Raw genomic sequence first — 13,431 nt, forward strand, 5'->3', positions numbered from 1 at the left:
CGCACCCCGGATCTTTTGAGGCAAGATGGTGGGGTGAGTTCTGATCAGCCATCCCCCAACGCCTCTTCCTCTGAGTTCGCCGCCGCTGAGGCAGCGCTCGGCGGGCGTTTCGATGACTCCGTCGATGCTGCTTCACTGAACGCTGTCTCTCCGCACCCGCCCGGCAACCAGGTGGATCGCTCTGTGGTGGTCGGCGAGGTCATCAAGTCCACATCGCTGTGGGCACTGCGCCTGACCATCATTGGGATATTCCTTTATGCCTCCTTCCGCATGCTGGGCAACTTCTGGCGCGGCATCCTTCCCGTCCTCATCGCGCTGATTATTTGCACTGTGCTTGCTCCCATTGCGAGCGCCATGCGGCGCAAGGGGTTGCCGTCGGCCCTGGCTGCGGCGGTAACCATCCTCGTGTCCTTTACCGCGGTGGGCTCGCTTTTCATGTTCATTGCTCCGGACTTTGCGCGGCAATCCCAAACGCTGTACCTGCAAACTGCGGAAGGCATTCAGCGCCTGCAGCTATGGGCACAAGGGCCGCCGCTCAACCTCGATCCGGATGAGATCGGCCAATACATCGATGAGATCGCCCTGTGGCTGCAGCGCCAGGCCGGCTCTATTGCGGGTTCCGTGTTCACGGGAATTGGCACGGCGACCTCCATCGTGGTCACGCTCTTCATCATCGTGGTGCTGACCTTCTTCTTCCTTAAAGATGGCCACAACTTCCTCCCCTGGTTGCGCCAGGCCACGGGCCGCCGGACCGGCTGGCACCTCACCGAGTTGCTCACCCGTGTGTGGACCACGCTGGGCGGTTTCGTGCGGGCGCAGGCGGTGGTCTCGCTTGTCGACGCCATCTTCATCGGCCTCGGCCTCGCACTCATCGGGGTGCCTTTGGCCATGGCGCTGGCCATCATCACCTTCATCGCCGGCTTTATCCCCTTTGTGGGCGCGATTGTAGCTGGTGCGCTATCCGTGACCATCGCGCTGGTCTCCTTGGGCTTTACCAAAGCACTGCTCGTTCTTGGCTTGGTCCTTTTAGTTCAGCAGCTTGAGGGCAACGTACTCTCCCCGTGGCTGCAATCGAAGGCCATGAACCTGCACCCGGTCATCGTGTTGATTTCTGTGACTGTAGGTTCCGCGCTCTTCGGCCTCGTCGGCGGCTTCCTCGCCGTTCCGGCGGCGGCGACCATCGCGGTGGTCTACCGCTACTTCCAAGACATGATGATGCTCCAATCCGGCGAGAGGACCGCCGAAGACTTGGAATTCTCAACGGTCGCCGGTTTCCTCATCGGGCGCTACACACAGCAGCAGGGCGACCGGAAGCGCGAGCAGTGGCTGTCCATCCCGGACCACGCCGCACCCGAAGGCGCTGCGGAAGATGTAGCCCACGACGGCACAAGCCCGCTGGACCAAAAGATCGATGTCGACGTTGACGCAGACTTCAGTGAGCGCGATAGCGGCGCCCGAGCGGGAATTAAGCGAGCGATTGGCGCTCTCGAACAGATTTTGCAATCAAAAGACAAGAGCTAAGCCTCCATGTCCGGGGCGCGTGCCATGATGACAGGCATGACGTCTTCCCTTCCCGTAGTGCTCTTGTTCCTCGGCCTCATCATCGGGGCCGCTCTGGGCTGGCTGGCCCGCGCCTATTCCGCACAGTCCGCCCAGCCATCAGAGGAACACCGTGCACTTCAAGAGTCTCAACGCCGCCAAGCAGAACTCGCCCCTCTAGAGAAGGCCATGGACCGTTTGGGCCTCCAGCTCCAAGAAATCGAGGAGGATCGGGCGACATCGCTCGCAGCACTCAGCAGCCAAGTACAAGCGGTGACCCGCACGTCGACACGCCTGTCTGACCGCACGGACAAGCTGGTCGGCGCACTGCGTTCCCCGAATGTTCGGGGACGCTGGGGCGAAGTGCAGCTCGAGCGCGTCGTCGAGCTCGGCGGTATGCGCAAACACGTGGATTTTGATTCACAGGTGAACGCCCGCATCAATGGCTCGCTCGTCCGCCCCGATCTGGTCATTCACTTGGCCGGCGGACGCAGCATTATCGTGGACGCAAAGGTGCCCCTCAGTGCCTACCTCGACGCGATGGAGACTGAAGACCCGGAGGAGCGGGCTGGATACCTACGCCGCCATGCGCACCTCATGCGTTCCCACGTGCAGGCACTGGCGTCGAAGGACTATATCGAGGCCTTCTCCCCCACACCACAATTTGTGATCCTCTTTGTCCCCGCTGACACCTTCGTGGACGCGGCCTTGTCTATCGACGCTGAATTGCTCGAGTTCGCCTTCGAGCGCAACATCGTCATCGCTACCCCGAGCACCCTTTTCGCACTCTTACGTACCGTTGCGGTGAGCTGGCAGCACGAAGAGATCGAGGATAAAGCCCGCGAGGTCCAGCGCCTGGGCCGCGAGCTGTACACCCGGCTCAACACTCTTAATGAGCACTACGACAAGGTGGGCCGCGGGCTGGAGCGCGCGGTGGAGGCCTATAACGCAAGCCTGGCTAGTTTGGATTCGCGCGTTTCGGTCACTGCACGGCGGCTCAAAGAATTGGACGTCCCCGCCCGCGTCGACCGCCTGCCCGTGGAGCCGCGCCGTGTCGGTTCTTGGCCGCGGCGCGCCCAGAATGAATAACGGTTTGGCCAACATTCCCGGTAAGCTCTCTGGGCGTGTCAGTTGCCAAAAATCGTCGCCGCCCTCCCCGCCGCGGGATGCCGCTTACCCGAGCGCTTCTCCTCGCGCTCGTCGTAACGCTCGTGGCTTTGACGGTCTCAGGAGTGCTTGGCAGCGTGGGGCTGCCGTTCGCCCTGATTTTTGGACTGGGATCGCTCGCCGTCACCTGGCTGGTGGAAACCCGCGGGCTCTACATGCTGGTAATTTCATTGCCCCTGCTCTACGCGCTGGGAACCGTGGGCGGTGGCTTCATCAGTTCCACGTCAGCCTTGCCAGAAGGCGCGTCGCCGTTTTCTAAGACCGCGCTTCTCACCACGGCCTTCCCGCTGCTGCAGCACTTCCCCGTACTTATTGTCACAGTAATTGCCTGCGCGCTACTCGCAGTCCTGCGACTGTGGCGCAGCGACAATCGCGCGAAGAGCCGTGAGGCCAAAGCCCAGGAAAAGCGCCGCACCGACGCAGCTTCCGACCTTCGAAACCGCTCCGAGCGTCTTTCCGTAGCCGAGCTCCTTGCTCGTGAAGCCACAGGCTCCGGCCGAGTCCGGGAGCGCGACCGCGAAGAACGCCGCCGTATTCAGGCCGAGGAGCGCGAACAGCGCAAACAAGCCTCCCCCGACGCAGATGAGCGGGAGGAATTCCGCCGTGCCGCCGCTGAATCGGCAGAGAATGCGCGGCGCGCACGGGAGCGCTCCCAGCGGTCCTCCCAGCCGCTGGAAGAGAATCTCTACGACGAGGATTAACGCGCGGTGCGTGCCGGACGCAGATCGCGCGGCAAGGAGAATGTGATGGTCTCCGTGGAGGTCGTCACCTGCTCAACGTCGTGGTAGCCACGCTCGTCCAGGAATTCCAGTACCTCACGGACCAGCAGTTCAGGCACGGATGCGCCACACGTCACACCGACGGTGTTCACGCCCTCCAGCCAAGCTTCTTCGATCTCCGAAGCGAAGTCTACGAGGTGCGAGGCCTTAGAGCCTGCTTCTAGGGCGACCTCGACGAGACGCTTTGAGTTGGAGGAATTCTGGGACCCGACGACGATCATGAGATCACACTTCGGGGCAATGGCCTTCACCGATTCCTGACGGTTCTGAGTGGCGTAGCAGATATCATCTGATGGCGGATTCTCCAGGTGCGGAAAGCGCTCACGCAGCTTATTGACGATCTGAATGGTTTCATCAACCGACAATGTGGTTTGCGACAACCAGATGAGTTTCTCATCGTGGAGGAAATCCGGCAGCTTGTCGACGCCGTCCAAGCCATCTACCAAGTGGGTAACCTCTGGGGCCTCACCGGCGGTGCCTTCGACCTCTTCGTGGCCCTCGTGGCCGACGAGCAAGATGTGATAGCCATCGCGCTCAAAGCGCTGTGCTTCCTTGTGCACCTTGGTCACCAGCGGGCACGTTGCGTCCAGCGTTAGCTGCTTGCGTTCCTCCGCTTCCTTGCGCACCGTCGGCGCAATGCCGTGTGCAGAAAATACAAGGTGAGCGCCTTCAGGGGCTTCGGAAGCCTCCTCTACAAAGATGACACCACGCTTAGCCAGGGATTCAACAACGAAGCGGTTGTGCACGATTTGCTTGCGCACGTAGATAGGGGCGCCGTATTTCTCCAACGCCTTTTCCACTGTCTCAACAGCACGGTCCACGCCGGCGCAATAGCCGCGGGGAGCCGCCAGGAGCACCTTCTTTGCAGTTTCAGTCATGGCTCCCAGAGTATCGAAAGTCGCGCGCATACTGTAGTTACAGCTTGCCAGGCTTGGCCGGTAGCACCAGATGTCCGGCACGCCTCTTACACTGGACGGAACATACCCGAGAGACTAGACCACTCAAGAGAAAGGACTGCGCGTGAACCAACCGGCCAATTCTGCGGAAACGCCGTGGCCCGTCGGCAAGGTCAATGACCAAGTCAAAGGCTGGATCGAGCGCCTCGGTTTCCTCTGGGTGGAGGGGCAGATCACCCAGCTGAACATGAAGCCAACATGGAAGCTCTCCTACATCACGTTGCGTGATGTCGAACAGGAAAAATCTGTTCAGTTGACATGTAACACCTCGCTCATCCGCAATGCCCCCTCACCGCTCAAGGATGGCGACCGCGTCGTGGTCTACGGCAAGCCCGCCTTCTACGCCGGACGCGGAAGTTTTTCCCTGTGGGTCACGGAGATCCGCCACGTCGGTATTGGTGACCTTCTTGCTCGGGTAGAGATGCTGCGCCAGCGGCTGCGTCAGGAGGGCCTGTGCGACGCTTCCCGTAAGCTGCCGCTTCCCTATCTACCGAAGAAGATTGGCCTCATCACCGGCCGCGGGTCCCATGCCGAGCGCGATGTGCTCTCCGTAGCGCAGGATCGTTGGCCAGCGGTTCAGTTCGAAGTCATTAACACTGCTGTCCAGGGAGCCACTGCCGTTACCCAGGTGATTGACGCGCTCCGGACTCTCGACGCGAACCCGGAAGTCGATGTCATCATCATCGCCCGCGGCGGTGGTTCAGTGGAAGATCTGCTTCCCTTCTCCGAGGAGGCGCTCCAGCGCGCTGTGGCAGACGCCCGCACTCCGGTTGTCTCCGCCATCGGACACGAACCGGACCACCCGGTGCTCGATGATGTCGCCGATCTGCGCGCCGCCACGCCCACCGATGCGGCCAAGCGCGTCGTTCCTTCCGCCGCCGAAGAGTATGCGCTGATCTCTGAAGCCCGCTCGCACATGGCGGCAGCGCTGCGCGGCTGGGTGGACAGGGAACGCCGCGGCCTCGAGAGCATCCGCTCCCGCCCGGTCCTCGCCGATCCCATGGTGCCGATCAACGCGCGCCGCGAGGAACTTGAGCGCACCCTCGCGCTGATTCGCCGGGTAGTTACGCACCGGTTGGATCGCGAAAGTAACCAGGTAGCCTCGTTGCGTGCTCGCGTCTCAGCCTTGGGCCCCTCGGCCACACTTGAACGGGGCTACGCCATCGTTCAGGTGCTGCCTCGCGACGGTAGCGGACCAGAGGTTGTCACCAGCTATGCGCAGTCTCCCCCGGGATCGCAGCTGCGCATCCGCGTTGGCGATGGTTCGATTACCGCCGCCGCAATGGCCTCCCAGGCCGCAGATTAAAACGATTTATTAGAGCACAAGAGAAAAGGAATTGACCCCATGACTGACACAATTGGTGCCGGCCAACCCGGCCAGGACGCGTTCCCACCGGTAGAAGAACTGAGCTATGAACAAGCCCGCGATGAACTCATTGAGACCGTAAAGATCCTCGAGCTGGGCCAGATGGGCTTGGACGAGTCTCTTAAATACTGGGAGCGTGGCGAGGCCCTAGCAAAAGCTTGCGAGGCGCACCTCGACGGCGCATCGAAGCGCGTAGAGGAAGCCCTCCGCAAGAATACTGAGGGCACCGATAGCGCAGCCACCAATGCAGAAGCAGGAGAGGATTAAATGAAAATTTACGGCTACCCGGGAGATCGCGTCGATTTCGTCTCCAAGTCGGGCGGAGCGGGATCCATGGTCTTTGGGGATTCACGCCAGCTCGTCGAGGAGTTTTTCGGCCCGCCGCACACCGTGAGCGGAGAGGAAATCAGCTATTTCTCCGGCTCCATCGTCCTGCGTTTTAGCGCTGATAAACTCGTCGAAATTGCACTCTTCCCCGGCAAGTCCCAACACGAAAAGGTCGATGTCTACCTGGGCAAGACGCGCCTGAGTGGGCTCGACCCGGAGTCTCTCACCAGTGCCGCCGGCGATGCCGTCGAGGTGGAGTGGGATGAAACGCTGCAGAGCGTGACGTTCCGCTAACTATTTACTCGCTGACGACGCTGCCATCCTCAGCAATTTGGAGCGGCTCAGCTTCCGCGAAGGCGGTGAGGGCCGTCTCATAATCAGCGTCGGAGGCAGAGCCCGTAAGAACGAGGCGGGCATCACCCAAGTCAGTAATCCACAGTGGACGCACATCTTTATCGTCACTGCTCAGGATTTCCACGTCGTGGCCCGCCACCTCACGCCGCTCGGAGTTGCCACGATAGTTGGAGTCGTAGGCCGAGGGGACATCGCCAAGCGCCAACTGCGTCTGCGCCGATTCCACGTAGCCCTCCTCGGCGGTAAGCCAGCTCACCACGGCACCGGATTCGCCGCCCATCTCCTTGCGCCGTGCAGCCGTAGGCTGCCAGCCCTCCGGCATGACGGGCTCCCTGATGACGGCCCCGCTGCCGCGCGCCTCCATTTCCAGAAACGTAGCGGCATCCACGTTCTGCACGGGCCCCGGCTTTTCCGGGTTGATCGAGCACAGTCCCGTTGCGCCAACCGCCAGGAACATCATGATGAGGATGACGCCCACCGTCAGGGTGATATCGCGCGCGTCCTCAAAAATCTTTGGTTTATCTTCAGATGCCACCCGCCCAGTATGTCACGCCGCCTCCCGCACTCGCGACAGCGACCTCCCACCTGCCCTTTTGGCGGTCAACGCGGTTGAGACCCTCTTCTGGGGGAGGCATTCGGGCTTGGATACGAGGGAAAAGTGGAAGAATGGAATATGTATTCCGGGTTGTCCCCCACCCCGGGCCGAGCCACCTGAAAAGAAAGGGACTAATCACACATGTCTGATAACACGTCTTATATCCCCGATCGCAACCTAGCCATGGAGCTGGTGCGTGTCACTGAGGCAGCAGCACTCGCCTCGGGTCGCTGGGTTGGCCGTGGACAGAAGAATGAAGGTGACGGCGCCGCGGTGGATGCTATGCGCAAGCTCATCAACTCCGTAGAGATGGACGGCGTCGTCGTCATCGGTGAGGGCGAAAAGGATGAGGCCCCCATGCTGTTCAACGGAGAAAAAGTCGGCACCGGCCAGGGCGCAGAAATGGACATCGCCGTCGACCCGGTTGACGGCACCCGTCTTATGGCAGAAGGCCGCCCGAACGCTATTTCCGTCATCGCTGCTGCTGAGCGCGGCACCATGTATGACCCCTCCGCAGTGTTCTATATGAAGAAGATTGCTGTCGGCCCGGAGGCTGTTGGCTCAATCGATCTCAATGAGTCTGTGGAGTGGAACATCAAATCCGTGGCCAAGGCCAAGGGCATCAAGCCAGCTGACCTGACCGTCGTCGTACTCGACCGCCCGCGCCACGATGACCTTATCCGCCAGATCCGTGAGGCAGGCGCCAAGGTTCGCCTCATCATGGATGGTGACGTCGCCGGCGCCATCGCCACCTGCCAGGACACCAACTCCATCGATATGATGATGGGTATCGGTGGCACCCCAGAGGGCATCATCACCGCATGTGCCATGAAGTGTATGGGTGGTGAAATCCAAGGCAAGCTGTGGCCTAAAGATGAAGCAGAGGCAGAGAAGGCACGCAAGGCCGGACACGACCTTGATCGCGTCCTCACCACCAACGATCTGGTCTCTTCTGAAAACTGCTACTTCGCCGCAACCGGCGTTACCAATGGCGACATGCTCCGCGGCGTATCCTACCGCCCCAACGGCGCCACGACCCGTTCTCTGGTCATGCGCTCCAAGTCCGGCACGATCCGCTACGTCGACTCCATCCATAAGCTGGCTAAGCTGCAGGAATACTCCGTGGTGGACTACACCAACCCCCACGATAAGGAAAGCTAATCCACTTTCCTGCGAAGAGTGCTACGGTGGCCATCAATGCCGTGCCACGGCACACATAAAGAACTCTACAATTCTCATCTCACAGAAAAGGTGACTTCATGACTGAATACCGCATCGAACACGACACTATGGGCGAAGTCAAGGTTCCGGTCGATGCCCTGTGGCGTGCCCAAACCCAGCGCGCTGTGGAAAACTTCCCCATTTCTGGCCGTGGCCTTGAAGCTGCCCAGATCCGCGCACTCGGTCTTCTCAAGGCCGCCTGCGCTCAGGTGAATAAGGATTCCGGCAAGCTGGATGCGGAGAAGGCCGACGCTATCATTGCGGCAGCCACCGAGATTGCAGAAGGCAAGCACAACGATGCCTTCCCGATCGATGTCTTCCAGACCGGCTCCGGTACCTCTTCCAACATGAACACGAACGAGGTCATCGCTTCCATCGCCCACAACAATGGCGTGGAGATTCACCCGAATGACCACGTGAACATGGGCCAGTCCTCCAACGACACCTTCCCCACCGCAACCCATGTTGCGGCGACCGAGGCTGCCGTCAACGACCTCATCCCGGGCCTCAAGGTCCTCCACGAATCCCTCGTGGCTAAGGCCAAGGAATTCGCCGACATGGTCAAGTCCGGACGCACCCACCTGATGGACGCCACCCCGATCACCCTGGGCCAGGAGTTTGGCGGCTACGCTCGCCAGATCGAGCTCGGCATTGAGCGCATTGAGGCAACCCTGCCGCGCTTGGGTGAGCTGGCCATCGGCGGCACCGCAACCGGTACCGGCCTGAACACTTCCGCTGACTTCGGCGGCAAGGTTACCGAGGAGCTCAAGAAGCTCACCGGCGTCAAGGAGCTGTCTGAGGCCAAGAATCACTTTGAGGCCCAGGCCGCTCGCGACGCCTTGGTGGAGTTCTCCGGCGCCATGCGCACCGTGGCTGTCTCCCTCAACAAAATTGCCAACGACATCCGCCTCATGGGCTCCGGCCCGTTGACCGGTTTGTCCGAGATCCACTTGAAGGACCTGCAACCGGGCTCCTCCATCATGCCGGGCAAGGTCAACCCGGTTCTGTGTGAGGCAGCCACCATGGTCGCTGGCCAGGTTATCGGCAACGATGCAGCCGTTGCCTTCGGCGGCTCCAACGGCCACTTCGAGCTCAATGTCTACATCCCGATGATGGCTCGCAACGTTCTCGAGTCGGCCCGTCTGCTGGCCAACGTCTCCCGCGTTTTCGCTGAGAAGTGCGTTGACGGCATCGAGGCCAACGAGGAGCGCATGAAGAAGTTTGCGGAGTCCTCCACCTCCATCGTGACCCCGCTGAACTCCAAGATTGGCTACGAGAACGCAGCCAAGGCAGCTAAGCACGCACTGCACGAGAAGATCACTGTCCGCGAGGCAGTCATCGACCTCGGCTTCGTCGACGGAGAGAACCTCACTGAGGAGGAGCTCGATGAGCGCCTCAACGTTCTCACCATGACCAACCGCGACCGCGACAACTTCTAAGCTCGCTTTCGCGAACGCCGCCGCTCTCCTTCGGGAGGGCGGCCTTCGTCGTTTTCAACGCCCACGCTCAGCGTCATAGTAACCACCGTCATATTTTTAGATCTCCCTTTCAAAAATCACCCGAATTGCACTTGGTGCAAATTTGCACTGGGTGTACTGTTGCACTCTGTGCAAGAAGAAATGTCATTACGCGAGCAGAAGCGCCTCAAGACGCGCCTGCGAATCGAAGACGCCGCCACCCGTCTCGTGGATGAGCGTGGATTCGCCGACGTTACCGTCGAGGAAATCTGCGACGCAGCGGGGATTTCTCGGCGCACGTTTTTTAATTATTTTGATTCCAAAGACACTGCTGTGCTCGGTGCGCCGAGTCACGATTTCACCGAGGAACAGAAGAAGGCTTTCCTTAGCGCCCCTACGGATAGCGTTTTCAGGCTGGCGGTCGACCTAATTAAAGGACACCTCGTTGGCCAGCATGTCAACGAGGTCATCACTGAGCGTCGCCGTCGGATCTCTGGGGACAGCGATGCCGCAGCGGCGGCACTCAGCCGTAAGCGGGCCAAATCGAACGAGATCCTGGAGCTCATCACCGAGCGCCTTGACCAGGATGCTTCCTTGCGGCAGATGCCCGAGGTCACGGCTGAGACTGAGGCGATACTCATTGCCTTTGCTATCAGGGAAGCATTCTGGATAGCCACTGCGTCGCCAGATTTCAGCTGCGACATCCCCTTTGAGGAACGCTTCGAATCTGCGCTCACACTCATTAACAAATTTTCGAAAGGACTGACATGGTAGATACCGCGGCTAAGCCGGCCTCCCAGGCCGGCAGCGGCAAGCCGGATAACAACCTTGCCCTCGTATTCTCCGCCCTCGTGCTCACCATGCTGATGAGCTCTTTGGGCCAGATGATTTTCGCCACCGCGCTGCCCACCATCGTTGGCGAGCTCGGCGGCGTGGACCACATGAGCTGGGTCATCTCCGCCTTCTTGGTCATGATGACAATCGCCATGCCTATCTCCGGCAAGCTCGGTGACATGATGGGCCGCAAGTGGCTCTACATTGGCGGCATCGGCGTCTTCGTCATCGGTTCCACGCTCGGCGGCTTCGCTGATTCGATGAACCTGCTCATCATTGGCCGCGCCGTGCAGGGTTTCGGCGCTGGTTTCATGATGATTTCCTCCCAATCCATCATCGCGGAGGTCACCACCTCCCGTGAGCGCGGCAAGTTCATGGGCATCATGGGCGGCGTCTTTGGACTCTCCTCCGTCCTCGGCCCGGTCCTCGGTGGCTGGTTCACTGACGGCCCGGGCTGGCGCTGGGGCATGTGGATGAACATCCCGCTGGGTCTGCTCGCCATCATCGTATGCACCCTGGTCCTCCACCTACGCGTCGGCGATACCGACCTGCGCAAGTTTGACCTCCTCGGCGCCATCTTCATTTCCATCACCACCGCCTCCCTGATCCTTATGACGACCTGGGGCGGAACCCAATACGAGTGGTCCGACCCGATCATCATCGGCCTGGGCATCACCGTGGTCATCGGTGCCATCATCACCGTCTTCGTCGAATCCAAGGCCAAGGAGCCGCTCATCCCGGTGCAGCTGTTCAAGAACCGCAACATGGTTCTCACGACCGCTGCCGGCATGGTGCTGGGCCTGGCGATGTTCGGCGTGCTGGGCTACATGCCAACCTACCTGCAGATGGTTCACACTCTGACCCCGACCAAGGCGGGTCTCATGATGATCCCGATGATGGTCGGCATGATCGGAACCTCCACAGCCGTCGGTTTCATCATCGCCCGCACCGGTCACTACAAGCGCTACCCCATCATCGGCCTAGCAATCACTGCTGGCGCGCTGTTCTGGATGTCCAAGCTGACTGCAGACACCTCTCTGACCCAGCTCGGTGCAGAGTTCCTCGTCTTCGGCATCGGCCTTGGCTTCGTCATGCAGGTTCTGGTCCTCATTGTCCAGAACTCCTTCCCCATCGCCCTCGTCGGAACCGCGACTGCCGCAAATAACTTCTTCCGTCAGATCGGTTCCGCCATCGGTGCTTCCCTGGTGGGCTCCCTCTTCATCCACAACATGAAGGATGAAATGGCTGCCAACATGCCCGCTGCCATCAAGTCCATGGGTGAGGCAGGCAAGCCCTTCGCGGAGAAGTTTGCCAGCGCTAATGGTGGTTCCTCCAGCCTTACCCCGGCGCTGGTTGCCCAGCTGCCGGACCCCATCAAGGACGTTATCCTCAACGCTTACAACGACGGCCTAACCCCCGTCATCCTGCTGATGGTTCCTATGGCCATCATCGCGCTCCTCCTCATCCTCCCCGTCCGCGAGGAGCACCTCAAGGAGACGATTGATTAGAAGCCACAGCTTCGAGACAAGCTGGCGCTTGACGACGAGCAACGGTGGTCTGGGAGCTGAGATATCCCCTCGGCGTAGAAACCGGGTGAAGTAAGCACAAATCCTCGCTACGAGCATTCACGTAGCGAGGATTTCTTATTGTCACGATGCTTAGCGCAGGATTCCCAACTGGCGTGCCACCTGGGCAGCCACGCCGATGAGCGCGAGCACGCCGGCGAGGATGCCCACGATGGCACCAATGTTCGTGCCGCCGGAGCTCAAGTCCCCGCCGAGGGACTTCTTGGTCACCTTCACAGTCTTGGTGATCTGGTTATCCGAGACCTTTGCCTGGCCATTGCGCAGAACATAGGTGTTAAAGGTGACGGTCGCGGTGCCCTCAGACTTGGCCGTGTAGGTTCCGTCCTCGTTGACTTCAAGAACCTCTGGGTCGCTACTGCTTGGCGACGCCACCGGAACCCCCAGCTTCGCTCCCCAGAATCCATCGATGCGCAAACCCAGGCTTCCTTGGCTTCCGACCGAGGTTCCTCCCGTGGTCATCAGTTCAGCACGGTTTATAGCGCTTTCCGGCACGGCGATGGGGAATGCATGGCGACCGGCCGCCAACCGCGCCGGTTCGGACGGCTTATCATCGGCCGAATAGAGACCAGCTGTCACTTCTCCGATTTGAGCCTGCGCAAACTTCACGTATTCAGGATTAAGAATCGTGTACAGGTGGCCATTATTTGTTGACCATTGGCCGTTCTCTCGGACAAGGTAGTCCCACTCGCTGGGACCGCCGCTTCTGCTTGTAGACCACGATTCAACGGCATGTTCCATGTCCGTCGTGGTCAGGTTGTCCAAGGTATTGTAGTTGTCCAAGATTTCAGGAGTACGTGTGCCAACTGCGCGGCGATGATCAAACAAGAAGTTTCCCTCAGCAGCACGCTGCAAAACCGCGTGCTCGAGACCGCGGTCCCAGGAGATTGAATTCACATATGCCTCGCGGGTGCGGTAGCCAGCGGCACTAGCGGCCTGTCGCAGGGTTCCGCCGTTGAAGGGCAAGTTGGCGTCCCAGGCTTTGCCGCGCAGCTCGCGAACTTGACGGGTAACCAGGTCGATGTCTGACTGCATCACTGGCTCGGCAAAGACATAGGCCAGCGCGCCGTTGGGCTGATTGACGTCGAGCTCGGCCACGGGAACGGAACCAGCCGACGGATAGGTTGCTGCCGTGGCAACAGGTGCGGAGAAAGCACCCACCGACACGGCTACGGCTGCAGTAAGGGCAAGGACAGAAGTGCGCAAGGACATGCTTCACCTTCTAAGCGAGGGGAAATGAGAACAGCTTTAAT

The 13,431-nt window shown here is 60.2% G+C and carries 13 protein-coding genes; 10 read left to right on the top strand and 3 right to left on the bottom strand.

Going from position 1 to position 13,431, the window contains the following annotated elements; translation table 11 throughout:
- Positions 1 to 33 precede the first annotated feature (33 nt).
- The 3 genes from HMPREF2792_RS02225 to HMPREF2792_RS02235 are packed head-to-tail and all read left to right on the top strand — an operon-like array spanning position 34 to position 3,407.
- Positions 34 to 1,521 carry an AI-2E family transporter gene (locus HMPREF2792_RS02225; RefSeq protein WP_070530519.1) on the top strand — a complete coding sequence of 496 codons (1,488 nt, stop codon included), beginning with the start codon at positions 34 to 36 and terminating at the stop codon, positions 1,519 to 1,521.
- Between the two features lie 36 nt (positions 1,522 to 1,557).
- Positions 1,558 to 2,628, top strand: coding sequence for a DNA recombination protein RmuC (locus HMPREF2792_RS02230; RefSeq protein ID WP_070530615.1), 1,071 nt, complete (start codon positions 1,558 to 1,560; stop codon positions 2,626 to 2,628).
- Positions 2,629 to 2,663: 35 nt separating this feature from the next.
- A complete protein-coding gene (locus HMPREF2792_RS02235; protein WP_232748431.1) occupies positions 2,664 to 3,407 on the top strand; it encodes a DUF6542 domain-containing protein in 744 nt (247 codons plus the stop codon).
- Here the strand turns inward: HMPREF2792_RS02235 and HMPREF2792_RS02240 are convergent.
- Positions 3,404 to 4,363 (bottom strand): 4-hydroxy-3-methylbut-2-enyl diphosphate reductase, encoded by a 960-nt coding sequence (locus HMPREF2792_RS02240; protein ID WP_180952102.1) that lies wholly within the window; start codon positions 4,361 to 4,363, stop codon positions 3,404 to 3,406. The two genes, HMPREF2792_RS02235 and HMPREF2792_RS02240, sit on opposite strands and share 4 nt — an antisense overlap.
- Positions 4,364 to 4,505: 142 nt before the next feature.
- Here HMPREF2792_RS02240 and xseA point away from each other — a divergent pair, with 142 nt between their 5' ends.
- The 3 genes from xseA to HMPREF2792_RS02255 are packed head-to-tail and all read left to right on the top strand — an operon-like array spanning position 4,506 to position 6,428.
- Positions 4,506 to 5,747: an exodeoxyribonuclease VII large subunit gene (gene xseA / locus HMPREF2792_RS02245; RefSeq protein ID WP_070530525.1), complete on the top strand. Its 1,242-nt coding sequence runs from the start codon at positions 4,506 to 4,508 to the stop codon at positions 5,745 to 5,747.
- A gap of 39 nt (positions 5,748 to 5,786) precedes the next feature.
- Positions 5,787 to 6,074 (top strand): exodeoxyribonuclease VII small subunit, encoded by a 288-nt coding sequence (locus tag HMPREF2792_RS02250; RefSeq protein ID WP_070523979.1) that lies wholly within the window; start codon positions 5,787 to 5,789, stop codon positions 6,072 to 6,074.
- Positions 6,075 to 6,428 (top strand): hypothetical protein, encoded by a 354-nt coding sequence (locus HMPREF2792_RS02255; protein ID WP_070523977.1) that lies wholly within the window; start codon positions 6,075 to 6,077, stop codon positions 6,426 to 6,428.
- Between the two features lie 4 nt (positions 6,429 to 6,432).
- Here the strand turns inward: HMPREF2792_RS02255 and HMPREF2792_RS02260 are convergent, their stop codons facing one another.
- Complete coding sequence (locus HMPREF2792_RS02260; protein ID WP_070530527.1) at positions 6,433 to 7,023, bottom strand: DUF4245 domain-containing protein; 591 nt, start codon at positions 7,021 to 7,023, stop codon at positions 6,433 to 6,435.
- A 201-nt stretch (positions 7,024 to 7,224) separates the two neighbouring features.
- On the opposite strand from HMPREF2792_RS02260, the gene glpX reads away from it, so the two are divergent.
- From glpX to HMPREF2792_RS02280, 4 genes are all read left to right on the top strand, one after another.
- A complete protein-coding gene (gene glpX / locus HMPREF2792_RS02265) occupies positions 7,225 to 8,244 on the top strand; it encodes a class II fructose-bisphosphatase (RefSeq protein ID WP_070530529.1) in 1,020 nt (339 codons plus the stop codon).
- A gap of 98 nt (positions 8,245 to 8,342) precedes the next feature.
- The gene (locus tag HMPREF2792_RS02270) at positions 8,343 to 9,743 is read left to right on the top strand and encodes a class II fumarate hydratase (protein ID WP_070530531.1); all 1,401 of its coding nucleotides are present in this window, start codon (positions 8,343 to 8,345) and stop codon (positions 9,741 to 9,743) included.
- A gap of 180 nt (positions 9,744 to 9,923) precedes the next feature.
- Entirely contained in the window at positions 9,924 to 10,535 is a 612-nt protein-coding gene (locus tag HMPREF2792_RS02275) for a TetR/AcrR family transcriptional regulator (protein ID WP_180952101.1), read from the top strand.
- On the top strand, positions 10,529 to 12,103 hold the full coding sequence (locus tag HMPREF2792_RS02280; RefSeq protein ID WP_070530533.1) for an MDR family MFS transporter: 1,575 nt from the start codon (positions 10,529 to 10,531) through the stop codon (positions 12,101 to 12,103). The genes HMPREF2792_RS02275 and HMPREF2792_RS02280 overlap by 7 nt, the downstream gene beginning before the upstream one ends.
- A gap of 150 nt (positions 12,104 to 12,253) precedes the next feature.
- Here the strand turns inward: HMPREF2792_RS02280 and HMPREF2792_RS02285 are convergent, their stop codons facing one another.
- Complete coding sequence (locus HMPREF2792_RS02285) at positions 12,254 to 13,390, bottom strand: hypothetical protein (protein WP_070530535.1); 1,137 nt, start codon at positions 13,388 to 13,390, stop codon at positions 12,254 to 12,256.
- Positions 13,391 to 13,431 lie beyond the last annotated feature (41 nt).

Origin of the sequence: Corynebacterium sp. HMSC068H04 (genome assembly GCF_001811255.1) — a bacterium.
Taxonomy (GTDB): domain Bacteria; phylum Actinomycetota; class Actinomycetes; order Mycobacteriales; family Mycobacteriaceae; genus Corynebacterium; species Corynebacterium hesseae.

What these genes read in the sequence shown, in the direction of transcription:
- glpX (WP_070530529.1), top strand. Translation starts at nt 7,225, where the DNA reads ATGTCTGATAACACGTCTTATATCCCCGATCGCAACCTAGCCATGGAG.
- HMPREF2792_RS02255 (WP_070523977.1), top strand. Translation starts at nt 6,075, where the DNA reads ATGAAAATTTACGGCTACCCGGGAGATCGCGTCGATTTCGTCTCCAAG.
- HMPREF2792_RS02285 (WP_070530535.1), bottom strand. Translation starts at nt 13,390, where the DNA reads ATGTCCTTGCGCACTTCTGTCCTTGCCCTTACTGCAGCCGTAGCCGTG.
- HMPREF2792_RS02250 (WP_070523979.1), top strand. Translation starts at nt 5,787, where the DNA reads ATGACTGACACAATTGGTGCCGGCCAACCCGGCCAGGACGCGTTCCCA.
- HMPREF2792_RS02275 (WP_180952101.1), top strand. Translation starts at nt 9,924, where the DNA reads ATGTCATTACGCGAGCAGAAGCGCCTCAAGACGCGCCTGCGAATCGAA.
- HMPREF2792_RS02280 (WP_070530533.1), top strand. Translation starts at nt 10,529, where the DNA reads ATGGTAGATACCGCGGCTAAGCCGGCCTCCCAGGCCGGCAGCGGCAAG.
- HMPREF2792_RS02270 (WP_070530531.1), top strand. Translation starts at nt 8,343, where the DNA reads ATGACTGAATACCGCATCGAACACGACACTATGGGCGAAGTCAAGGTT.
- HMPREF2792_RS02240 (WP_180952102.1), bottom strand. Translation starts at nt 4,363, where the DNA reads ATGACTGAAACTGCAAAGAAGGTGCTCCTGGCGGCTCCCCGCGGCTAT.
- HMPREF2792_RS02230 (WP_070530615.1), top strand. Translation starts at nt 1,558, where the DNA reads ATGACGTCTTCCCTTCCCGTAGTGCTCTTGTTCCTCGGCCTCATCATC.